The sequence below is a fragment of the Streptomyces boncukensis genome, assembly GCF_011045075.1.
Taxonomy (GTDB): domain Bacteria; phylum Actinomycetota; class Actinomycetes; order Streptomycetales; family Streptomycetaceae; genus Streptomyces; species Streptomyces boncukensis.
On the sequence record NZ_JAAKZZ010000122.1, the window covers coordinates 1 to 16,792 of the forward strand.

The following is a 16,792-nucleotide window of genomic DNA, read 5'->3' on the forward strand; positions in this document are numbered from 1 at the left end:
CCCATCCCGCACACCCCCAGCACATCCCACGCCCGCGAACAACGCCCGGGAGAACCGATGACCGACCCCGTAGAGCACTGGGACATCCATCCGCAGCATCCGTGGCTGCGGGGGGCCCAGCCCGATCAGCCGGTGGCCTTCGACGACGAGACGGGCATGTGGCACGTCTACGGCTACGCGGAGGCCATGGAGATCATCAACGACTTCGCGACCTACTCCTCCGGCGTCGCCTCCCGGTTCGCCTCCTCCAAGGAGGAGACGGAGGTGGCCTTCGACGGCAATCTGTCGCAGGCCGACCCGCCGGGGCACAAGAAGCTGCGCAAGCTGGTCAGCCGCACCTTCACGCACAAGATGGTGACCGGCATGGAGCCCCGGATCCACGAGCTCACCAACGAGCTGCTGGACCAGGTGGAGGGCGACCGCTTCGACCTGGTGGAGGCGCTGGCCTACCCGCTGCCGGTGATCGTCATCTGCGATCTGCTCGGCCTGCCCCGCAGCGACCGCGAGATGCTCAAGAACTGGGGGGACCAGAACCTGGAGGCCCGCGGCCAGCTCACCGTCCGCGCCGGCGGCGAGGAGCACGAGCGCCGGCTCGACTACCAGGCCGAGTCCGCCATGGAGATGGGCTTCTACCTGCTGGAGCACGTCAGCGAGCGGCGCACCAAGCCGCGCGAGGACCTGCTGACCAAGCTGGTGGAGTCCGAGGTGGACGGCGACCGGCTGAGCGACCGGCAGATCGTCAACTTCGCCAACCTGCTGCTGTTCGCGGGGCACATCACCACCACCATGCTGCTCGGCAACACCATGCTGTGCCTGGACGCCTTCCGCGACGCGGACGCGCTGGTGCGCAAGGACCGCTCGCTGGTGCCGTCCCTGGTCGAGGAGTCGCTGCGCTACCTCACCCCGCTCGCGGCGAACTACCGCACCACCACCCGCGATGTGCAGCTGGGCGGGCGGCACATCCCCGAGGGCGAGGTGCTCATGGTGTGGCTGTCGGCGGCCAACCGGGACGCGAACGCCTGGGCCGACCCGCATGTGTTCGACCCGACCCGGGACCCCAACCCGCACCTCGGGTTCGGCCGCGGCATCCACTTCTGCCTGGGCGCGCCGCTGGCCCGGCTGGAGGGCCGGGTGGCGCTGGACATCCTCTTCGACCGGTACCCCGAGCTGCGCACCGACCCGGACAACCCGCCGTCGTTCCTGACGCCCCCGGACTTCACCGGCGTATGGTCCCTCCCGCTGCGCGTGCCGTGACCGCCCCCGGCGCCCCGCTCGCCCCGGGGCAGGAGCGGCTGTGGACGCGGCAGCGGAGCGGGCCGTACGGGGTGTACGACCGCTCGGTCTTCGCGTTCCGGCTGCACGGCGAGCTGCGGCGGCAGGCGCTGGTCCAGGCCGTACAGCGGCTCGTCGCCCGGCACGAGCCGCTGCGCACCACCTTCGGCACCGTGGACGGCCGGCCCCGCCAGCAGGTGTGGCCCGCCGGCCCGGTCGAGCTGGAGAGCGCCGGGGCCGCGCCGGGCCGCGCCGCCGACCGGGCGGCCCGGGTCCGGGAGGCCGGGGCCCGGATCCGGGAGGCGGTCACCCGGCCGTTCGACCTCGCCTCCGGGCCGGTGCTGCGCACCCTGCTGGTCCGGCTGGCCCGGAGCGAGCACCTGCTGGTGCTGTGCACGCACCGCGCCACCGCCGACGCCCGGTCGCGGGACGTCGTCGCCGCGGAGCTGTGCGAGCTGTACGCGGCGGCCGTGGACGGCAGGCCGGACCGGCTGCCGGCGCTCCCGGTCCGCTACCCCGACCACGCGGCCCGGCTGCGCGAGCAGGTGACCGAGACCGGGCTGGCCGCACAGCTCGACCACTGGCGCGAGCGGCTCGCCGGGCTGCCCGCGCCCAGGCCGCCCGGCGGCGGCCCGGCGCCCGGCGGGCCGCCGGGGGAGGGCGCACGGTGCGCGCTCCGGGTGCCGGCGGCGGTCAGCGGAGCGCTGGAGCGGCTGGCCCGGCAGCACGCCGGCACCCTGTTCGACGGCCTGTTCACGGCCTGCCAGGTGCTGTGCGCGCAGGAGGCCCGGCAGCCGGACGTGGCGCTGGCGACCGTCGCCGGCGGTCGTGGCGGGCCCGGACTGGACCGCCTGGTCGGCGCCTTCGCCAACCCCCTCGTGCTGCGCGGGACCGTCCGCGACGGCACGCCCTTCGCACGGCAGCTCGCACAGAACGCCCGTACCGTCGCGGAAGCCCTCGCCCACCAGGACGTGCCGTTCGGGCGGGTCGCCGACGCCTGGCTGCCGGACCGGGGCGCCGGTCCCGCGCCGCTGCCGGTCACGGTGGCGCTGCGGGAGCCGCCCGCGCCGCCCGCCGACCCGCCGGGACTGGCCGTACGCGAGTTCCACCCGACGTGCCTGCCGCCCGAGTCCGGCCTGGCCGTGGAGTTCACCAGGACCGGCGCCGGAGACCTGAGCGGTGTCCTGACGTACGACACCGCGCTGTACGGCGCCGCCGCGGTCCGGGCGCTGGCCCGGCGCCTGGAGGCGCTGCTGGCCGCCGCCGCGGTCCGCCCGGACCGGCCCGTGGGCACGCTGCCCGGACCCGCCGGGGCCGGGGGGAGCGCGCCCACGGCGTCCGGCGCCCGGCGTCCGGCGCATCCGCCCCGCACCCTGACCGCCTGCTCCCCCTGAGCCCGCCCCGCAACCGCACCGCCGGCGCGAGAGCCCGGCCCGAAGGAGAACGCCCCATGGCAGCCCCAGCAGAGGTGGCGGCGGACCCGACCGCCCTGGACCTCACCGACCCGCAGACCTTCCTCGACCACGACGCGCGCAGGATGTGGCGGTCCTACCGCGAGCACCACCCCGTGTACTGGCACCCCGGCAGCGGAGGACTGCCCGGGTTCTGGGTCCTGTCCCGGTACGAGGACATCGTGGCCGCGTACCGCGACAACAAGCGCTACACCTCCGAGCGCGGCAACGTCCTGACGACGCTGCTGCAGGGGGAGGACTCCGCCGCCGGCAAGATGCTCGCGGTCACCGACGGGCCCCGGCACCGCGAGATCCGCAACCTGATGATGAAGTCCTTCTCGCCGCGGGTCCTCAAGCCCGTCGTCGACAACGTGCGCGCCCGCACCCGGCGGCTGGTCCGGCAGGCGGTGGAGCGCGGCACGGTGGACTTCGCCACCGAGGTCGCCGACCAGATCCCGATCCACACCATCGGCGACCTCATGGGCATCCCGGCAGCCGACCGGGAGCAGGTCGTGGACTGGAACGCGCAGACCCTCTCCCGCTACAGCTCCGAGGACTCCGAGCTGGAGTCGGTGATGGCCCGCAACGAGATCGTCTTCTATATCTCCCAGCTCCTCGCGGAGCGCCGCGCCGACCCCGGCGAGGACGTCCTCAGCACCCTGGCCACCGCCACCGTCGACGGCGAACCGCTGACGGACGAGGAGATCATCCTCCAGTCCTACAGCCTGATCCTGGGCGGTGACGAGTCCAGCCGGGCCACCGCCGCCTGGGCCGTCCTCGCCTTCAGCGACTACCCCGAGCAGTGGCGGAAACTCAAGAGCGGGGAGGTCGCCCGGGAGACCGCGGCCGAGGAGATCCTGCGCTGGACCACACCCACGATGCACTTCGGCCGCCACGCCCTGGAGGACGTGCCGCTGCGCGGGCACACCATCCGGGAGGGCGAGATCATCACCATGTGGAACATCTCCGCCAACTTCGACGAGGAGGTCTTCACCGACCCGTACACCTTCGACCTGGCGCGCACCCCCAACAAGCACGTCAGCTTCGGGCACGGGCCGCACTTCTGCCTCGGCGCCTACCTCGGGCGGGTCCATATGCTGGCCATGCTGGAGGCGCTGTGCTCCATGGTCGCCGACATCGAGCTGGCGGGCGAGCCCAGGAGGCTGTTCTCCAACTTCGGCCACGGCCACAGCAGCATGCCGGTCCGCCTCGCCCCGGAGCCGAACGCTCCCTGAGCCGGCGCCGTGACCGCCTCGGAGCCCTCCCGCGTGCCGGCGGGAGGGCTCCGAGGTGTGCGCGGAGCGCGCTGCGCGCGTCAGGCGAAGGACGCCAGGTCCCGTGCGATCGCCTGGGCCACCTCCCGCTCCCGGTCCTGCAGATAGAAGTGCCCGCCCTCGAACAGCTCGGTGCGGAACGCCGCCGTCGTGTGCCCGCCCCAGGCGAGGAACCCGTCGCGCGGCACATCGGTGTCGTCCCGGCCGCAGTAGGCGCTGAGCGGGCACCCGACCGCGCCGCCCGACAGGTCCTGGTAGGTCTCCACCGCGCGGAAGTCGGCGCGCACCGGCGGCAGCACCGTCTCCAGCAGCTCCGGGTCCTCGAACAGCGCCTGCGGCGTGCCCGCGAGCTCGGCCAGCTGCGCGGCGATGCCCGCGTCGTCCAGCCGGTGGATGCCCCGGTCCTGCCGCACGGACGGCGCGGCGCGGCCCGACACGATCAGGCCGACCGGACCGTGGCCGCTCCGCTCCAGCCGCAGCGCCGTCTCGTACGCCACGACCGAGCCCATGCTGTGCCCGAACAGCGCCAGGGGCCGCTCCTGCCAGGGCGCCAGCGCCTCGGCCAGCTGGTCCGCGAGTTGCCCGATGTCCTCCAGCGGCGCCTCGCCGATGCGGTCCTGCCGGCCGGGATACTGCGCGATCAGCACGTCGGCGGTGCCGGACAGCGCCGCCGACAGGGAGAAGTACGCCGAGGCCGAGCCGCCCGCGTGCGGGCAGCAGACCAGCGCGGGGCCGGTGCCCCGCGACTCGTGGTACCGGCGTATCCAGCCGCCGCGGCGTGCGGCGTGGGATCGGGGAGTGGTCGTCATCGCTGCGTCCTGTCCTGCTCGGAAACCGTCGGGAGCGGCCCTGACGGGGTGATCGTACCGGCGGGGACCCCGGCGGCGGACGGGCAGCCCGCGAGGGCCAGCGCGAGGTCGAGGTCGGCCAGCAGCGCGCGCAGCACATGGCTGACGCCCCGCTGCCCGTCGAGACCCAGCCCGTACACATACGGCCTGCCGCAGAGCACCGCGTCCGCGCCCAGCGCGAGGGCTTTGAGCACGTCGGTGCCGGAGCGCACCCCGGAGTCCATCAGCACAGGGACGCCGTCGCCGACGGCGGCACGCACCGCGGGCAGCGCGTCCAGCGCCGCGACGCTGCCGTCGAGTTGCCGCCCGCCGTGGTTGGAGACGACCACGCCGTCCGCGCCGCCCGCCAGCGCCCGGCGGGCGTCGTCCGGGTGCAGCAGCCCCTTCACGAGCAGCGGCAGGTCCGTCAGACGGCGCAGCCACGGCAGGTCGTCCCAGGTGAAGGAGGCGTCGGTGCAGATCCGCGCCCAGTGCCCGACGACCGCGAGGCCGTCGGCGTCCCCGGCGTCCCCGGCGTCCTCGGGCAGCCCGGCCCGGAAGGCGGGGTCGCCGGTGAAGTTGGCGATGCCGGTGCCCCGCAGGAACGGCGAGTAGGCCGCGTCGAGGTCCGCCGGGCGGTAGCCGAAGTGCGGCGCGTCGACGGTGAGGACCAGCGCCGAGTAGCCGCTCGACTCGGCCCGGCGCACCAGGGACTCGGCCAGCGCCCGGTCCGCGGGAAAGTACAGCTGGAACCAGCGCGGCGCGTCCCCGGCGGCCCGCGCCACCTCCTCCAGCGAACGGGACGCGAATGTGGACAGCACCAGGGGCAGCCCCGCCTCCGCCGCGCCGCGCGCCGTGGCCAGTTCGCCCTCGGGGTGCACCACCTCCTGCGCGGCGATGGGCGCGAGCAGCACCGGAGCGGGCAGTCGCTGCCCGAGCAGCCGCACCGTCAGATCGCGCGTGCTGGAGTCGCGCAGCATCCTCGGCACCAGTTGCCACCGGTCGAACGCCGCACGGTTGGCGCGGCCCGTCCCGCCGGTTCCCGCGTTGCCGGCGACGTAGCCGTACGCGTGCGGCTCCAGCGCCTCGCGGGCCGCGTCCTCCAGCGTGGTCAGGTCGGTGGACAGCGCGGGGCGCCGGCCTCGCAGGCCGCCCAGCAGGATGTCCCGGATCAGCGCCGAGGGGGGCGCGTCGGCTGCGGCACCGGGGGAGCCCTCCGCCGCCCCTTCCAGGTCCCGGCGCAGATACCGGGCCAGCAGCGGCGCGACCGCCTCGCCCCGCTCGGTCAGCGCGAAGTGGCCGCCCTCCAGCAGCTCCAGGCCGTACGGCCCGGTGGTGTGCCGCGCCCAGTCCCGCATCTGCCCGGCGCTGTTCTTCGGGTCCTCCTCGGCGAGGAGCACGGTGAGCGGGACCGTCACGGCGGCGTCGTCCGCGCACCGGTAGCGGCGCAGCGCGCGGTGGTCGGCGCGCAGCACGCGCAGCACCTCGCGCACCGTCTCCGGGTCCCGCAGCAGCGGCTCGGGTACGCCGCCCAGCCGGCGCAGCTCGGCCACGACCTCGTCGTCGGCGAGCGCGTCCACGTCCTGCTCCCCCCAGTCCTGCGACGGGGGCCGGGCGGCCGACACGAACAGCCGCGCCACCGCCGCCCGCTGCCGGAGCAGCCGGGCCGTCTCGAACGCCGCGAGCGCCCCCATGCTGTGGCCGAGGAGGAACAGCGGGCGGTCGGCGTACGCGTCGGCCAGCGCTTCGGCGGCCCCGGCGGCCAGCGCCCCGATGTCCTCGGCGAACCCCTCGGCCCGCCGGTCCTGCCGCCCGGGGTACTGGACGGCCAGCAGCTCGACGTCCTCGGGCAGCGCGGCCGACAGCGCGGCGAAGCTGTTCGCGGCGCCGCCGGCGTGCGGGAAGCACACCAGCCGCGCTGCGCCGGGCCGCCCCGTGCGGAGCGGCCGGACCCACCGGCGGGCCGCCTGCGGCCCCGGCGCGGCGCCGGACGCCGGTGCGGAGCGGCCGCCCGGTGCGGCCGGTGTCGTCTCGGTGGTGCCCACGCTAGTCCTCCGTCGTAGAGCTCAGTTTGGTCAGCAGGTCGCGCAGCCGGTCGCCCACGGTGGTGCGCTGCGCGTCGCTGAGCGGGTGGTCCGCGACCGCGGCTTCGAGCCGGGCGATCTCGGCGAACAGACTCAGGGCGGCCTCCGCGCCGTCCCCGTCGCCGGCCTGGAGCTGCCCGCGCAGGTGGTCGACGAGTTCGACCGGGGTGGGCCAGTCGAAGATGAAGGTGGCGGGCAGCTTGACCCCGGTGGCGGTGGCCAGCCGGTTGCGCAGCTCCACGGCGGTCAGCGAGTCGAACCCGGCCTGGTCGAAGGCGCCGTGCGGGTCCACCGCCGTACCGGAGGCGTGCCCGAGGACGGCCGCGACCTCGTGGAGCACGGTGCCCAGCAGCCGGTCGCCGCTCCCGGCGTCCACTCCCGGGGAGCCCGCGGCGGCCGGGCCCGCCGAGACCGTCCCGCCGGCCTCCGGCGGCGCGGCGGCGGGCACCAGGCCGCGCAGCAGCGCCGGTACGGCGCCGCCGCGCTCGGCCGCGGCCCGCAGCGCCTCCAGATCCCACCCGGCGGCCACCGCGACCGGCCGGTTCCGGCGCACCCCGGCGTCCAGCAGGTCCAGGCCCTGCTCGGCGGTCAGCGGCACCACCCCCACCCGCGCCATCCGGGCGACGTCCGCGTCCGTCAGCCCGGCGCCCATGCCGCCGGTGCCCTCCCACAGGCCCCACACCAGCGACACGCCGGCGCGTCCGGTCGAACGCCGGTGCTCCATCAGGCCGTCGAGGAAGGCGTTCCCGGCGGCGTACCCGGCCTGCCCGGGGGAGCTGAGGGTGCCGGCGAGCGAGGAGAACGCCACGAAGGCGGACAGGTCGAGGTGCGCGGTCAGCTCGTGCAGATGCAGCGCCGCGTCCACCTTCGGCCGCAGGGCCCGGCCCAGCTGGTCCGGCGTCAGGGACGTCACCAGCCCGTCGTCCAGGACACCGGCCGCGTGCACGACGCCGCCGACGCGGACGCCGTCGCGGGCCAGCTCGTCCAGGGCGGCGGCCAGCGCCTCCCGGTCGGCCGCGTCGCAGGCCACGGTGCGCACCTCGGCGCCCAGCCCGCGCAGCTCCGCCAGCTCCCTCCCGGCCTCCTCGCCGGGGGCGCCGCGGCCCATCAGCACCAGCTCCCGCACCCCGTGCCCGGCCACCAGGCGGCGCGCCGCGAGCCGCCCCAGCCAGCCCAGCCCTCCGGTGACGAGGACGGCGCGGCCGGTGTCCCACGGCTCGTCACCGGCCAGGTCCAGCACGACCTTGCCGATGTGCCGGGCCTCGCTCAGATACCGGAAGGCGTCCGGAGCGTGCCGGATGTCCCAGGCCGCGACCGGCGGCGGAGCGAGCGCGCCCCGCTCGAACAGCTCCAGCAGCGCCGTGAGGATCTCCTGGATCCGGTCAGGGCCCGGGTCGCGCAGGTCGTAGGGGTGGTACGAGACGCCGGGGTGCCGCTCCGCCACGTCGGCGGCGTCCCGCCGGTCGGTCTTGCCCATCTCCAGGAACCGCCCGCCGCGCGGCAGCAGGCGCAGCGAGGCGTCGGCGTACTCCCCGGCCAGGGAGTTGAGCACCACGTCCACGCCCGCGCCCCGGGTGCTCTCCAGGAAACCGCGCTCGAAGTCGAGGCTCCGGGAGGACGCGATGCGCTCGTCCGGCAGCCCGGCCGCGCGCAGCGCGTGCCACTTGGCCGGGCCGGCCGTCGCATACACCTCGGCCCCCAGATGGCGGGCGATCTGCAGGGCCGCGGTGCCGACGCCGCCGGTGCCGGCGTGGACGAGCACCGACTCGCCCGCGCTCAGCCCGGCCAGGTCCACCAGCCCGTAGTAGGCGGTCACATAGGTCACGGGGACCGCCGCCGCCTGGCGGAAGGACCAGCCGTCCGGGATCCGGCACACCAGTCTGCGGTCGGTCACCGAGACCGGGCCGATGCCGTAGAACAGCCCCGTCACCCGGTCGCCGGGGCGCAGGTCGGTGACGCCGGGGCCGACATCGAGGACGACTCCGGCGCCCTCGCCGCCCTGCCCGGCCTCCGCGGCGTGCCCGTCGACGGACGGCGGGATCACCCCCAGGGACAGCAGCACATCGCGGAAGTTGAGGCCCGCGGCCCGCATCCGCACCCGGACCTGGCCCGCAGCCGGGGGCTCCGCGGCCTGCGGCCACGGCTGAAGGGACAGATTCGCGAAGGTCTCCTTGCCGACGTAGTCCAGATGCCAGTGCTCCGTGCCGGCGGGCGGCCGCAGCGTCCCCTCCGGTTCCGCCGCGGTGAGCGCCGGGCGGTGCGCCGTGCCGCCGCGCAGCGCGAGCTGCGGCTCGCCCCCGGCGAGTGCGGACGGCAGAGCCTGCCGCGAGCCGTGTGCGGCATCGGTGTCGAGCAGCGTGCAGCGGTCCGGGTGTTCGGCCTGCGCCGAGCGCAGCAGCCCCCACACCGCGCGGTGGGCGAGCGACCCGGGATGCTGCTCGCCGCCCACCGCGAGGGCGCCCCGCGTGACCACCGCGAGCCGGGTGCCTGCCAGCCGGTCGTCGGCGAGCAGGTGCTGCACGGTGTCCAGCACCTCCCGCAGCACCCCGTGCACGGCCCCGGCGTCCGCCGCCGCGCCGTCCCCGGGGTGCGGGCAGGGCAGCACGAGCAGGTCCGGCGCGGGCTCGCCCGCGTCGAGCGCGCCGTCCAGCGCGGCCAGATCGCGGTACGCGTGCGGGGCCGCGGCCCGCAGCGCGTCGCCCAGGTCCGCCCAGCCCTCGTCCTCGTACCCGCCGAGCAGGGCCGGGTGGCCCGGCGGCGGCGCGGCGGGCAGCGCGGGCAACTGCTCCCAGGACGGCAGGTACAGCCCGTCCGGCCGGTCGGCGGCGGCGCTCGCGGCGAGCGGCCGCAGCGCGAGCGAGCCGATGGAGGCGACCGGCCGGCCCGCGGTGTCCGACACGTCGACGCGCACCGCGCTCGCGCCCGCCGGGGCGAGCCGCACGCGCAGCGCCGTACCGGCGGTGCCCGGCACCCGCACGCCGGACCAGGCGTAGGGCAGGAACGTCCGGCCGTCGGCGCCGCCGCCGTCGTCGATGAGGCCGCCGAGCGCGATCGGGTGCAGCGCCGCGTCGAGCAGCGCCGGGTGCAGCGGGTAGCCGTCCGCGCCGGCCGGCCGCTCGCCGGCCGGCTCCACCTCGGCGAACACGTCCTCGCCGCGCCGCCACATCGCCGTGACGCCTCGGAACCCGGGGCCGTACACCAGCCCCTTCGCGGCCAGCCCCGCGTAGAGGGCGGCGGGTGACACGGCGGCGGGCTCGGCCCCCGGCGGCGGCCACGCCTCCGCCCCGGCCCCCGGGTCGACGGTGCTGGAGCCGCTGTCGGCGTCGCTGCCGTCGGCGTCCCCGGGCGCTGCTGTGCCGTGTGCGTGGCGTGTCCAGGAGTGCGGCCCGGCGCCGCTGCCACGGCGGGAGCGGACGGTGAGGTCGCGGGCGCCGGACGCGTCCGGCCCCGCGACATACACCTGCAGCTGGACCTCCGCGTCCTCCGGCACGATCAGCGGGGCCTCCAGCAGCAGCTCCTCCACCAGGGCGCAGCCCGCCTCGCGGGCCGCGCGCACCGCCAGGTCGAGCAGCGCGGTGCCGGGCACCAGCACCTCGTCCCCGACCCGGTGGCCGGTCAGCCAGGGGTGCGCCGCGAGCGAGAGCCGCCCGGTCAGCAGCAGCCCCTCCCCGTCCGGCAGGTCGGTGACGCCGGTCAGCATCGGATGGTCGAGCCCGCTGAGCCCGGCCGCGCGGCCGTCGCCCGCGCCGGGCTGCGCCGCCAGCCAGTACGGGCGGTGCTGGAACGCGTACGTCGGCAGCGGGGCGCGGCGGGCGCCGCGGCCCGCGAAGACGGCGGCCCAGTCGACGTCTCCGCCGCGGGCGTGCAGCCGGGCGACGGCGCCCAGCAGCGCCGCGGGCTCGGCCCTGCGCCGCCGCAGCGCCGGGACCAGCGTGTGCCGGTGCTGCGGCGCCCTGGCCCGCTCGGCGCCGCCGGGGTCGCCGGGGTCACCGGCGGCACCGGCGAGGCAGTCCGTGGCCATCGAGGTCAGATCGCCGGCCGGACCCAGCTCCACGAACCGGTTGCAGCCCAGGCCGGCCAGGCTGTGCACGCCGTCCTGGAAGCGCACCGCGTGCCGCGCGTGCCGCACCCAGTACTCGGGGTCGGCCAGCTCCTCCGGCTCCGCAGGCCGCCCGGTCAGATCCGAGACGACGGTCAGCCGCGGCTCCCGGTAGCCGAGGCGCTCGGCGACGGACCGGAACTCCGCCAGGGCCGGGTCCATCAGCGGCGAGTGGAAGGCGTGGCTGACCCGCAGCCAGGTCGTCTTGCCGCCGCCCGCCTCGAACTCCGCGACGGCGGCGGCGAGCGCCTCCCGGTCCCCGGAGAGCACGGTGGCCTGCGGGCCGTTGACGGCGGCGAGCGAGACCAGGTCCTCGTGCCCCGCGAGCAGCCGGGCCGCCTCCTCCTCGGAGGCGCGCAGCGCCACCATGGCGCCGCCGGCCGGCAGCCGCTCCATGATCCGGCCCCGGGCCGCGGCCAGTTCGGCGGCGTCCTCCAGGGACAGGACCCCGGCCGCGTGCACCGCGGCGAGGGCGCCGACCGAGTGCCCGAGCACGGCGTCCGGGCGGACGCCCCAGGACTCCAGCAGCCGGAAGAGGGCGACCTCGCAGGCGAACAGCGCGGGCTGGGTGTACGCGGTGCGGTGCAGCAGCGCGCCCTCGGCGGAGTCCTCGGCCGCGAAGACCACCTCGGCGAGCGGCCCCTCCAGATGCGGGTCCGCCGCGGCGCACACCGCGTCGAAGGCCGCCGCGTACGCCGGGAACGTCCGGTACAGCTCGCGGCCCATCCGGTGCCGCTGGGAGCCCTGCCCGGCGAACAGGAACGCGGTCCGGCCCTCGGCCGCCACCTCCCGCACGGTGTCCGGGCCCGGGGCGCCGTCGGCCAGCGCGCGCAGCCCGTCCAGCAGCCCCTCCCGGTGCTCGGCGAACAGCACCGCGCGGTGCGGCAGTTGGCCGCGTCCGGTGGCCAGCGAGAAGCCGAGGTCGAGCAGCCCGGTGTGCTGGGCCTCGGGGTCGGCGGCCAGATACTGGTGGAGGCGGTCGGCCTGCGCGGGCAGCGCCGCCTCGCTGCTCGCGGACAGCAGGCACGGTACGACGGGCAGCGGCGGCGCGGGCTCGGGCGCGGGCTCGGGCTCCGCGCCCGTGCTCTGCTGCTCGGCGGCCTGCTCCAGGATGACGTGCGCGTTGGTGCCGCTGATGCCGAACGAGGAGACGGCGGCCCGGCGCGGCCTCTCGTGCGCGGGCCACGGAATCGTCTCGGTCAGCAGCGCGAGGGTCCCACCGGACCAGTCCACGTGCGGGGTGGGCTCGTCGGCGTGCAGCGTCCGGGGAAGGAGGCCCTGGCGCAGCGCCATGACCATCTTGATGACGCCGCCGACCCCGGCAGCGGCCTGGGTGTGCCCGATGTTCGACTTCAGGGAGCCCAGGTGGAGCGGCTGCTGCGCGGAGCGTTCGGCGCCGTAGGTGGCCAGCAGCGCGTGCGCCTCGATCGGGTCGCCCAGCGCGGTGCCGGTGCCGTGCGCCTCGACGGCGTCCACCTCGGCCGCGGTGATCCCGGCGGTGGCCAGCGCCTGTCTGATGAGCTGCTCCTGGGAGGGGCCGTTGGGCGAGGTCAGTCCGTTGCTGGCGCCGTCCTGGTTGACGGCGGAGCCGCGGACGACGGCCAGCACGGGGTGGCCGTGCCGGCGCGCGTCGGAGAGCCGTTCCAGCAGCACCAGCCCGGCGCCCTCCGACCAGCCGGTGCCGTCGGCGGACGCCGAGAACGCCTTGCAGCGGCCGTCCGGTGCCAGCCCGCGCTGCCGGCTGAACTCCACGAAGGGCATCGGCGTCGCCATCACCGTCGCCCCGCCCGCCAGCGCCAGCGAGGACTCGCCGCGCCGCAGCGACTCGCAGGCCAGGTGCAGCGTCACCAGGGACGAGGAGCACGCGGTGTCCACGGTGAGGGCCGGCCCCTCCAGCCCGAAGGTGTACGCGACGCGCCCGGACGCCACGCTGCCCGCGCTGCCGGTGCTCAGATAGCCCTCGTACTCCTCCGGCGCGGGGGAGAGGCGGGTCATGTAGTCGCCGTACATGACGCCGGTGAACACCCCGGTGCGGCTGCCGCGCAGCGACCCCGGGTCGATGCCCGCGTCCTCGAACGCCTCCCAGGCGGTCTCCAGCAGCAGCCGCTGCTGCGGGTCGATCGCGTGCGCCTCGCGCGGCGAGACGCCGAAGAACTCCGCGTCGAACTGCGCCGCTTCGTGCAGGAAGCCGCCCTCCTTGGTGTAGGAGGTGTGCGGCGTGTCCGGGTCGGGGTCGTACAGCTGGGCGAGGTCCCAGCCGCGGTCCGCCGGGAACGGGCCGACCGCGTCCACCTCGTCGGTGACCAGCCGCCACAGATCCCGCGGGGAGGTGACCCCGCCGGGGTAGCGACAGGCCATCGCGACGATCGCGATCGGCTCCTCCTGGCGTTCCGTGAGGCGGGCGTTGGCGGCCTGGAGCCGCTCGTTCTCCTTCAGCGCGGCCCGCAGCGCGTCGACGAGTTGCTGAGGTGAGGTGGACGCCATCGTGCTCTCTCCGTACATCCCTGTCAGGTCAGGGGGGTCAGGACTCGCTGTCGCCGAGTGCCAGGCGGACCAGATCGTCGGGGTTCATCGTGTCCAGGTCGCTGTTGCCATCCGTCGGTTCGCTGCCGTTCCCGGCCTCCTCGGTCGTCTCGGGGGTCGTCTCGGGCGTGCTGTCCGCACCGGTGTCGGGCGCGAGGTCGGCGCGCAGCCGCTCCGCGAGGGCACCGGGCGTGGGGTGGTCGAAGATCAGCGTGGGCGGCAGCCGGACACCGGCCACCGCGGTCAGGCGGTTGCGCAGCTCGACCGCCGTCAGCGAGTCGAAGCCCAGGTCCTGGAACCGGCGGTCGGCGGTCACCCGCTCGGGGGTGGCGTGCCCCAGCACGGCGGCGACCTCCCCGCGTACCGCTTCGAGCACCAGGTGCCGCCGCTCGTGCCGGGGCGCGCGGGCCAGCCGGCCGCGCAGGTCGGCGGCCTGAGCGGCGGGCTGCCCCGCCGCCGCTGCCGTACGGCGCGGCGCCGGGGCCAGGGCGCGCAGCGGGGCCGGGAGGGCGTCCGCCTCGGCGCCGTCCAGCGTGCCGAGTTCGAGACGCGCCGCGGCCACCGCCGGGGCTCCGGAGGCGAGGGCCGCGTCGAACAGCGCCAGGCCCTCCTCGGCGGTCAGGGCCGCGATACCGGAGCGCGCCATACGGCGCCGGTCCGCCTCGCCGAGCCCGCCGGTCATCGCGCTCTCGTCCGCCCACAGGCCCCACGCCACGGACAGCGCGGGCCGTCCCGAGGCGTGCCGGGCGCGGGCGAGGGCGTCGAGGAAGGCGTTGGCCGCCGCGTAGTTGCCCTGCCCGGCGGAGCCCAGCACGCCCGCGAGCGAGGAGAACAGCACGAACGCCGACAGCTCCAGATGCGCGGTGAGCTCGTGCAGATGGACCGCCGCCTCGGCCTTGGGCCGCAGCACCCGGTCCAGCCGCTGGGGCGTGAGCCCCTCGACGACGGCGTCGTCCAGGACGCCCGCGGCGTGCACCACGCCGGTCAGCGGGTGCGCTGCGGGCACGGCGGCCAGCACCTCGGCCAGCGCCGCGCGGTCGCCGCTGTCGCAGGCCGCGACGGTCACCCGGACGTCCTGTGCGGAGAGACCGCCCACGAACTCCTCCGCGCCCGGGGTGTCCAGGCCCCGGCGCCCGGTCAGCAGCAGCCGCCGTACGCCATAGCGCTCCACCAGATGCCTGGCCAGCAGCCGGCCCAGGGTGCCCAGCCCCCCGGTGATCAGCACATGGCTGTCCGCGTCGAACGGCGCTGCGCCGTCCGGCGCCGGCCGGTACGGGCGCAGCTCGGGCGCGGAGACCCGCCCGGCCCGCACCGCGAGCTGCGGTTCGCCCCCGGCCAGCGCCGGGACGAGGGCGCGGACGGACTCCGCGCCGCCGTCGGTGTCGAGCAGCGTGAAGCGCCCGGGGTGCTCCGTCTGGGCCGAACGGACCAGACCCCACACGGCGGCCCCCGCGAGCCCCTGCACACCGGTCGCGTCGGCCGCTCCGGCCGCGTCGGTCGCTCCGGCTGGGCCGGCCGGCTCCGGCTGGACGGCGTTCTCGGTGACCAGCGCGAGCCGGGAGTCGGTGAAGCGCTCGTCGGCGAGCCAGTCCTGGAGGAGCCCGAGCGCTGCGCGGGCCGCGCGGGCGGCCCCCGCGGCGGGTCCGCCGGGTTCGGCGGACCCGCCCGGCCTGCCGGGCCCGCTGGATGCGGCGGGCCCTGAGGGCGCGGCGGCGGGTCCGCCGGGTGAGGCGGACTCGCCGGGGGTGACGGGTCCGCTGGATGCGGCGGACCCGCCAGGCTCGGTGGCGATGACGACGGTGGGCGGCTGCCCCCCGTCGTCCAGCGCGCGGCGCAGGCTGTCGAGGTCGGGATGGCGGCGTACGGCCACGCCGGAGGCGCGTACGACGTCGGCCACGCCGCGCGCGTCGTCGCCCACCACGGCCCAGGGACCGGCCGGCGCGGTCCGGGTGGCGTCCCGCGGCTCCCGCCGGGCCGCCCAGCCCAGGTCGAGCAGCGCGGGCCCGTCGGCGGCGCCCTCCTCCTCGACGCCGTCCGCCGGGAGTTCGCGCAGCGCGAGCGCTTCCGCGCTGAACACCGGGGCGCCGGTGGTATCGGTGACGAGCAGCGCGTAGCTGTCGCCCTCGCCCGGCCGCAGCCGCACCCGCAACGCTGTCGCGCCGGTCCGGTGCAGCCTCAGCCCGCTCCACGCGAACGGCACCACGAGCCGGTCCTCGGCGCCGTCGCGCGGAGCGCAGAACGGGGCGTGCAGCGCGGCGTCGAGCAGCGCGGGGTGCAACAGGAAGCCGCCGTCGCCGCCGTCGCCGCCGTCCTCGGGCGCTGCGACCTCCGCGTACAGGTCGGACCCGCTCCGCCACACCGCGCGCAGCCCCTGGAAGGCGGGGCCGTAGGTGTAACCGCGGTCCGCGAGCCGGGAGTACAGGCCGTCCACGGGGATCTCGGTGGCCTCCGCCGGCGGCCACACCGCGAGCGTGTCGGCGTGGCCCGGACCGTCCGCCCGTCCGGGCTCGTCCGCGGCCGGCGCGTCCAGGACGCCCGTGGCGTGCCGGGTCCACTCCGCGTCCGGCTCCCCCTCGGGACGGGAGTGGAGGGTGAGGGTGCGTGAGCCGTCCCCGCCGTCCGCGCTCACCAGCAGTTGGACGGCGACGGGCGCGTCGAGCGGCAGCGGCTGCTCCAGGGTCAGGTCGGCCACCCGTCCCCCGCCCGTGAGCCGCGCCGCGTGCACGGCGAGCTCCGCGACGGCCGCGCCGGGCAGCAGCGCCTGCCCCCGGATGGTGTGCTCCGCGAGCCACGGCTGCGCGTCCGGGTCCAGCCGTCCGGTGCACAGCCAGCCCTGGCCGCCCGCGAGTTCGACGGTCTGCTCCAGCAGCGGGTGGCCGCCCGAGCCCCCGGCGGGCGTCGTGGCGGAGCCGCGCCGCCAGTAGCTCTCGCGCTGGTAGGCGTACGTGGGCAGGGCCACGGCCCGGCCACCGGGATAGAACGGGCTCCAGTCCACGTCGGCGCCGCCCGTGTACGCCCTCGCCAGCGCCTCGGTGAAGGTGCGGACCTCGCTGTGCCCGTCCCGGAGCAGTGAGACGGCGGTGATCGGCGCCGTCACCTCCTCCTCGTTGAGGCAGGCGCGGGTCATGGTGGTGAGGATGGGGTCGGGGCCGAGTTCGATGTAGGTGGTGACGTGGTGGTGGTGGAGGGTGGTGATGCTGTTGTGGAAGTGGACGGTGTGGCGGAGTTGGTTGGCCCAGTAGGTGGGGGTGGTGAGTTGGTC

Annotated in this window: 6 protein-coding genes and 1 pseudogene; 3 read left to right on the forward strand and 4 right to left on the reverse strand. The window is 76.6% G+C overall.

What is annotated here, in order from left to right; genetic code table 11:
* Window positions 1-57 precede the first annotated feature (57 nt).
* Genes G5C65_RS14385 through G5C65_RS14395 form a run of 3 tightly spaced genes read left to right on the forward strand, consistent with a single transcriptional unit; the run spans window position 58 to window position 3,958 of the window.
* On the forward strand, window positions 58-1,254 hold the full coding sequence (locus G5C65_RS14385) for a cytochrome P450 (protein ID WP_165299207.1): 1,197 nt from the start codon (window positions 58-60) through the stop codon (window positions 1,252-1,254).
* Window positions 1,251-2,666: a condensation domain-containing protein gene (locus G5C65_RS14390; RefSeq protein ID WP_165299208.1), complete on the forward strand. Its 1,416-nt coding sequence runs from the start codon at window positions 1,251-1,253 to the stop codon at window positions 2,664-2,666. The genes G5C65_RS14385 and G5C65_RS14390 overlap by 4 nt, the downstream gene beginning before the upstream one ends.
* A 56-nt stretch (window positions 2,667-2,722) precedes the next feature.
* Window positions 2,723-3,958: a cytochrome P450 gene (locus tag G5C65_RS14395; RefSeq protein WP_165299209.1), complete on the forward strand. Its 1,236-nt coding sequence runs from the start codon at window positions 2,723-2,725 to the stop codon at window positions 3,956-3,958.
* 80 nt (window positions 3,959-4,038) lie between these two features.
* Here the strand turns inward: G5C65_RS14395 and G5C65_RS14400 are convergent, their stop codons facing one another.
* From G5C65_RS14400 to G5C65_RS38535, 4 genes and pseudogenes are all read right to left on the reverse strand, one after another.
* On the reverse strand, window positions 4,039-4,806 hold the full coding sequence (locus G5C65_RS14400) for a thioesterase II family protein (protein ID WP_165299210.1): 768 nt from the start codon (window positions 4,804-4,806) through the stop codon (window positions 4,039-4,041).
* Entirely contained in the window at window positions 4,803-6,869 is a 2,067-nt protein-coding gene (locus G5C65_RS40440) for an alpha/beta fold hydrolase (RefSeq protein WP_338146390.1), read from the reverse strand. The genes G5C65_RS14400 and G5C65_RS40440 overlap by 4 nt, the downstream gene beginning before the upstream one ends.
* 1 nt (window position 6,870) lies before the next feature.
* Window positions 6,871-13,461: pseudogene (locus G5C65_RS14410) on the reverse strand (type I polyketide synthase); the annotation flags it as partial.
* A 67-nt stretch (window positions 13,462-13,528) separates the two neighbouring features.
* Window positions 13,529-16,792, reverse strand: a 3,264-nt coding sequence (locus G5C65_RS38535; protein ID WP_206441793.1) for a type I polyketide synthase, incomplete at its 5' end; no start/stop codon positions are given.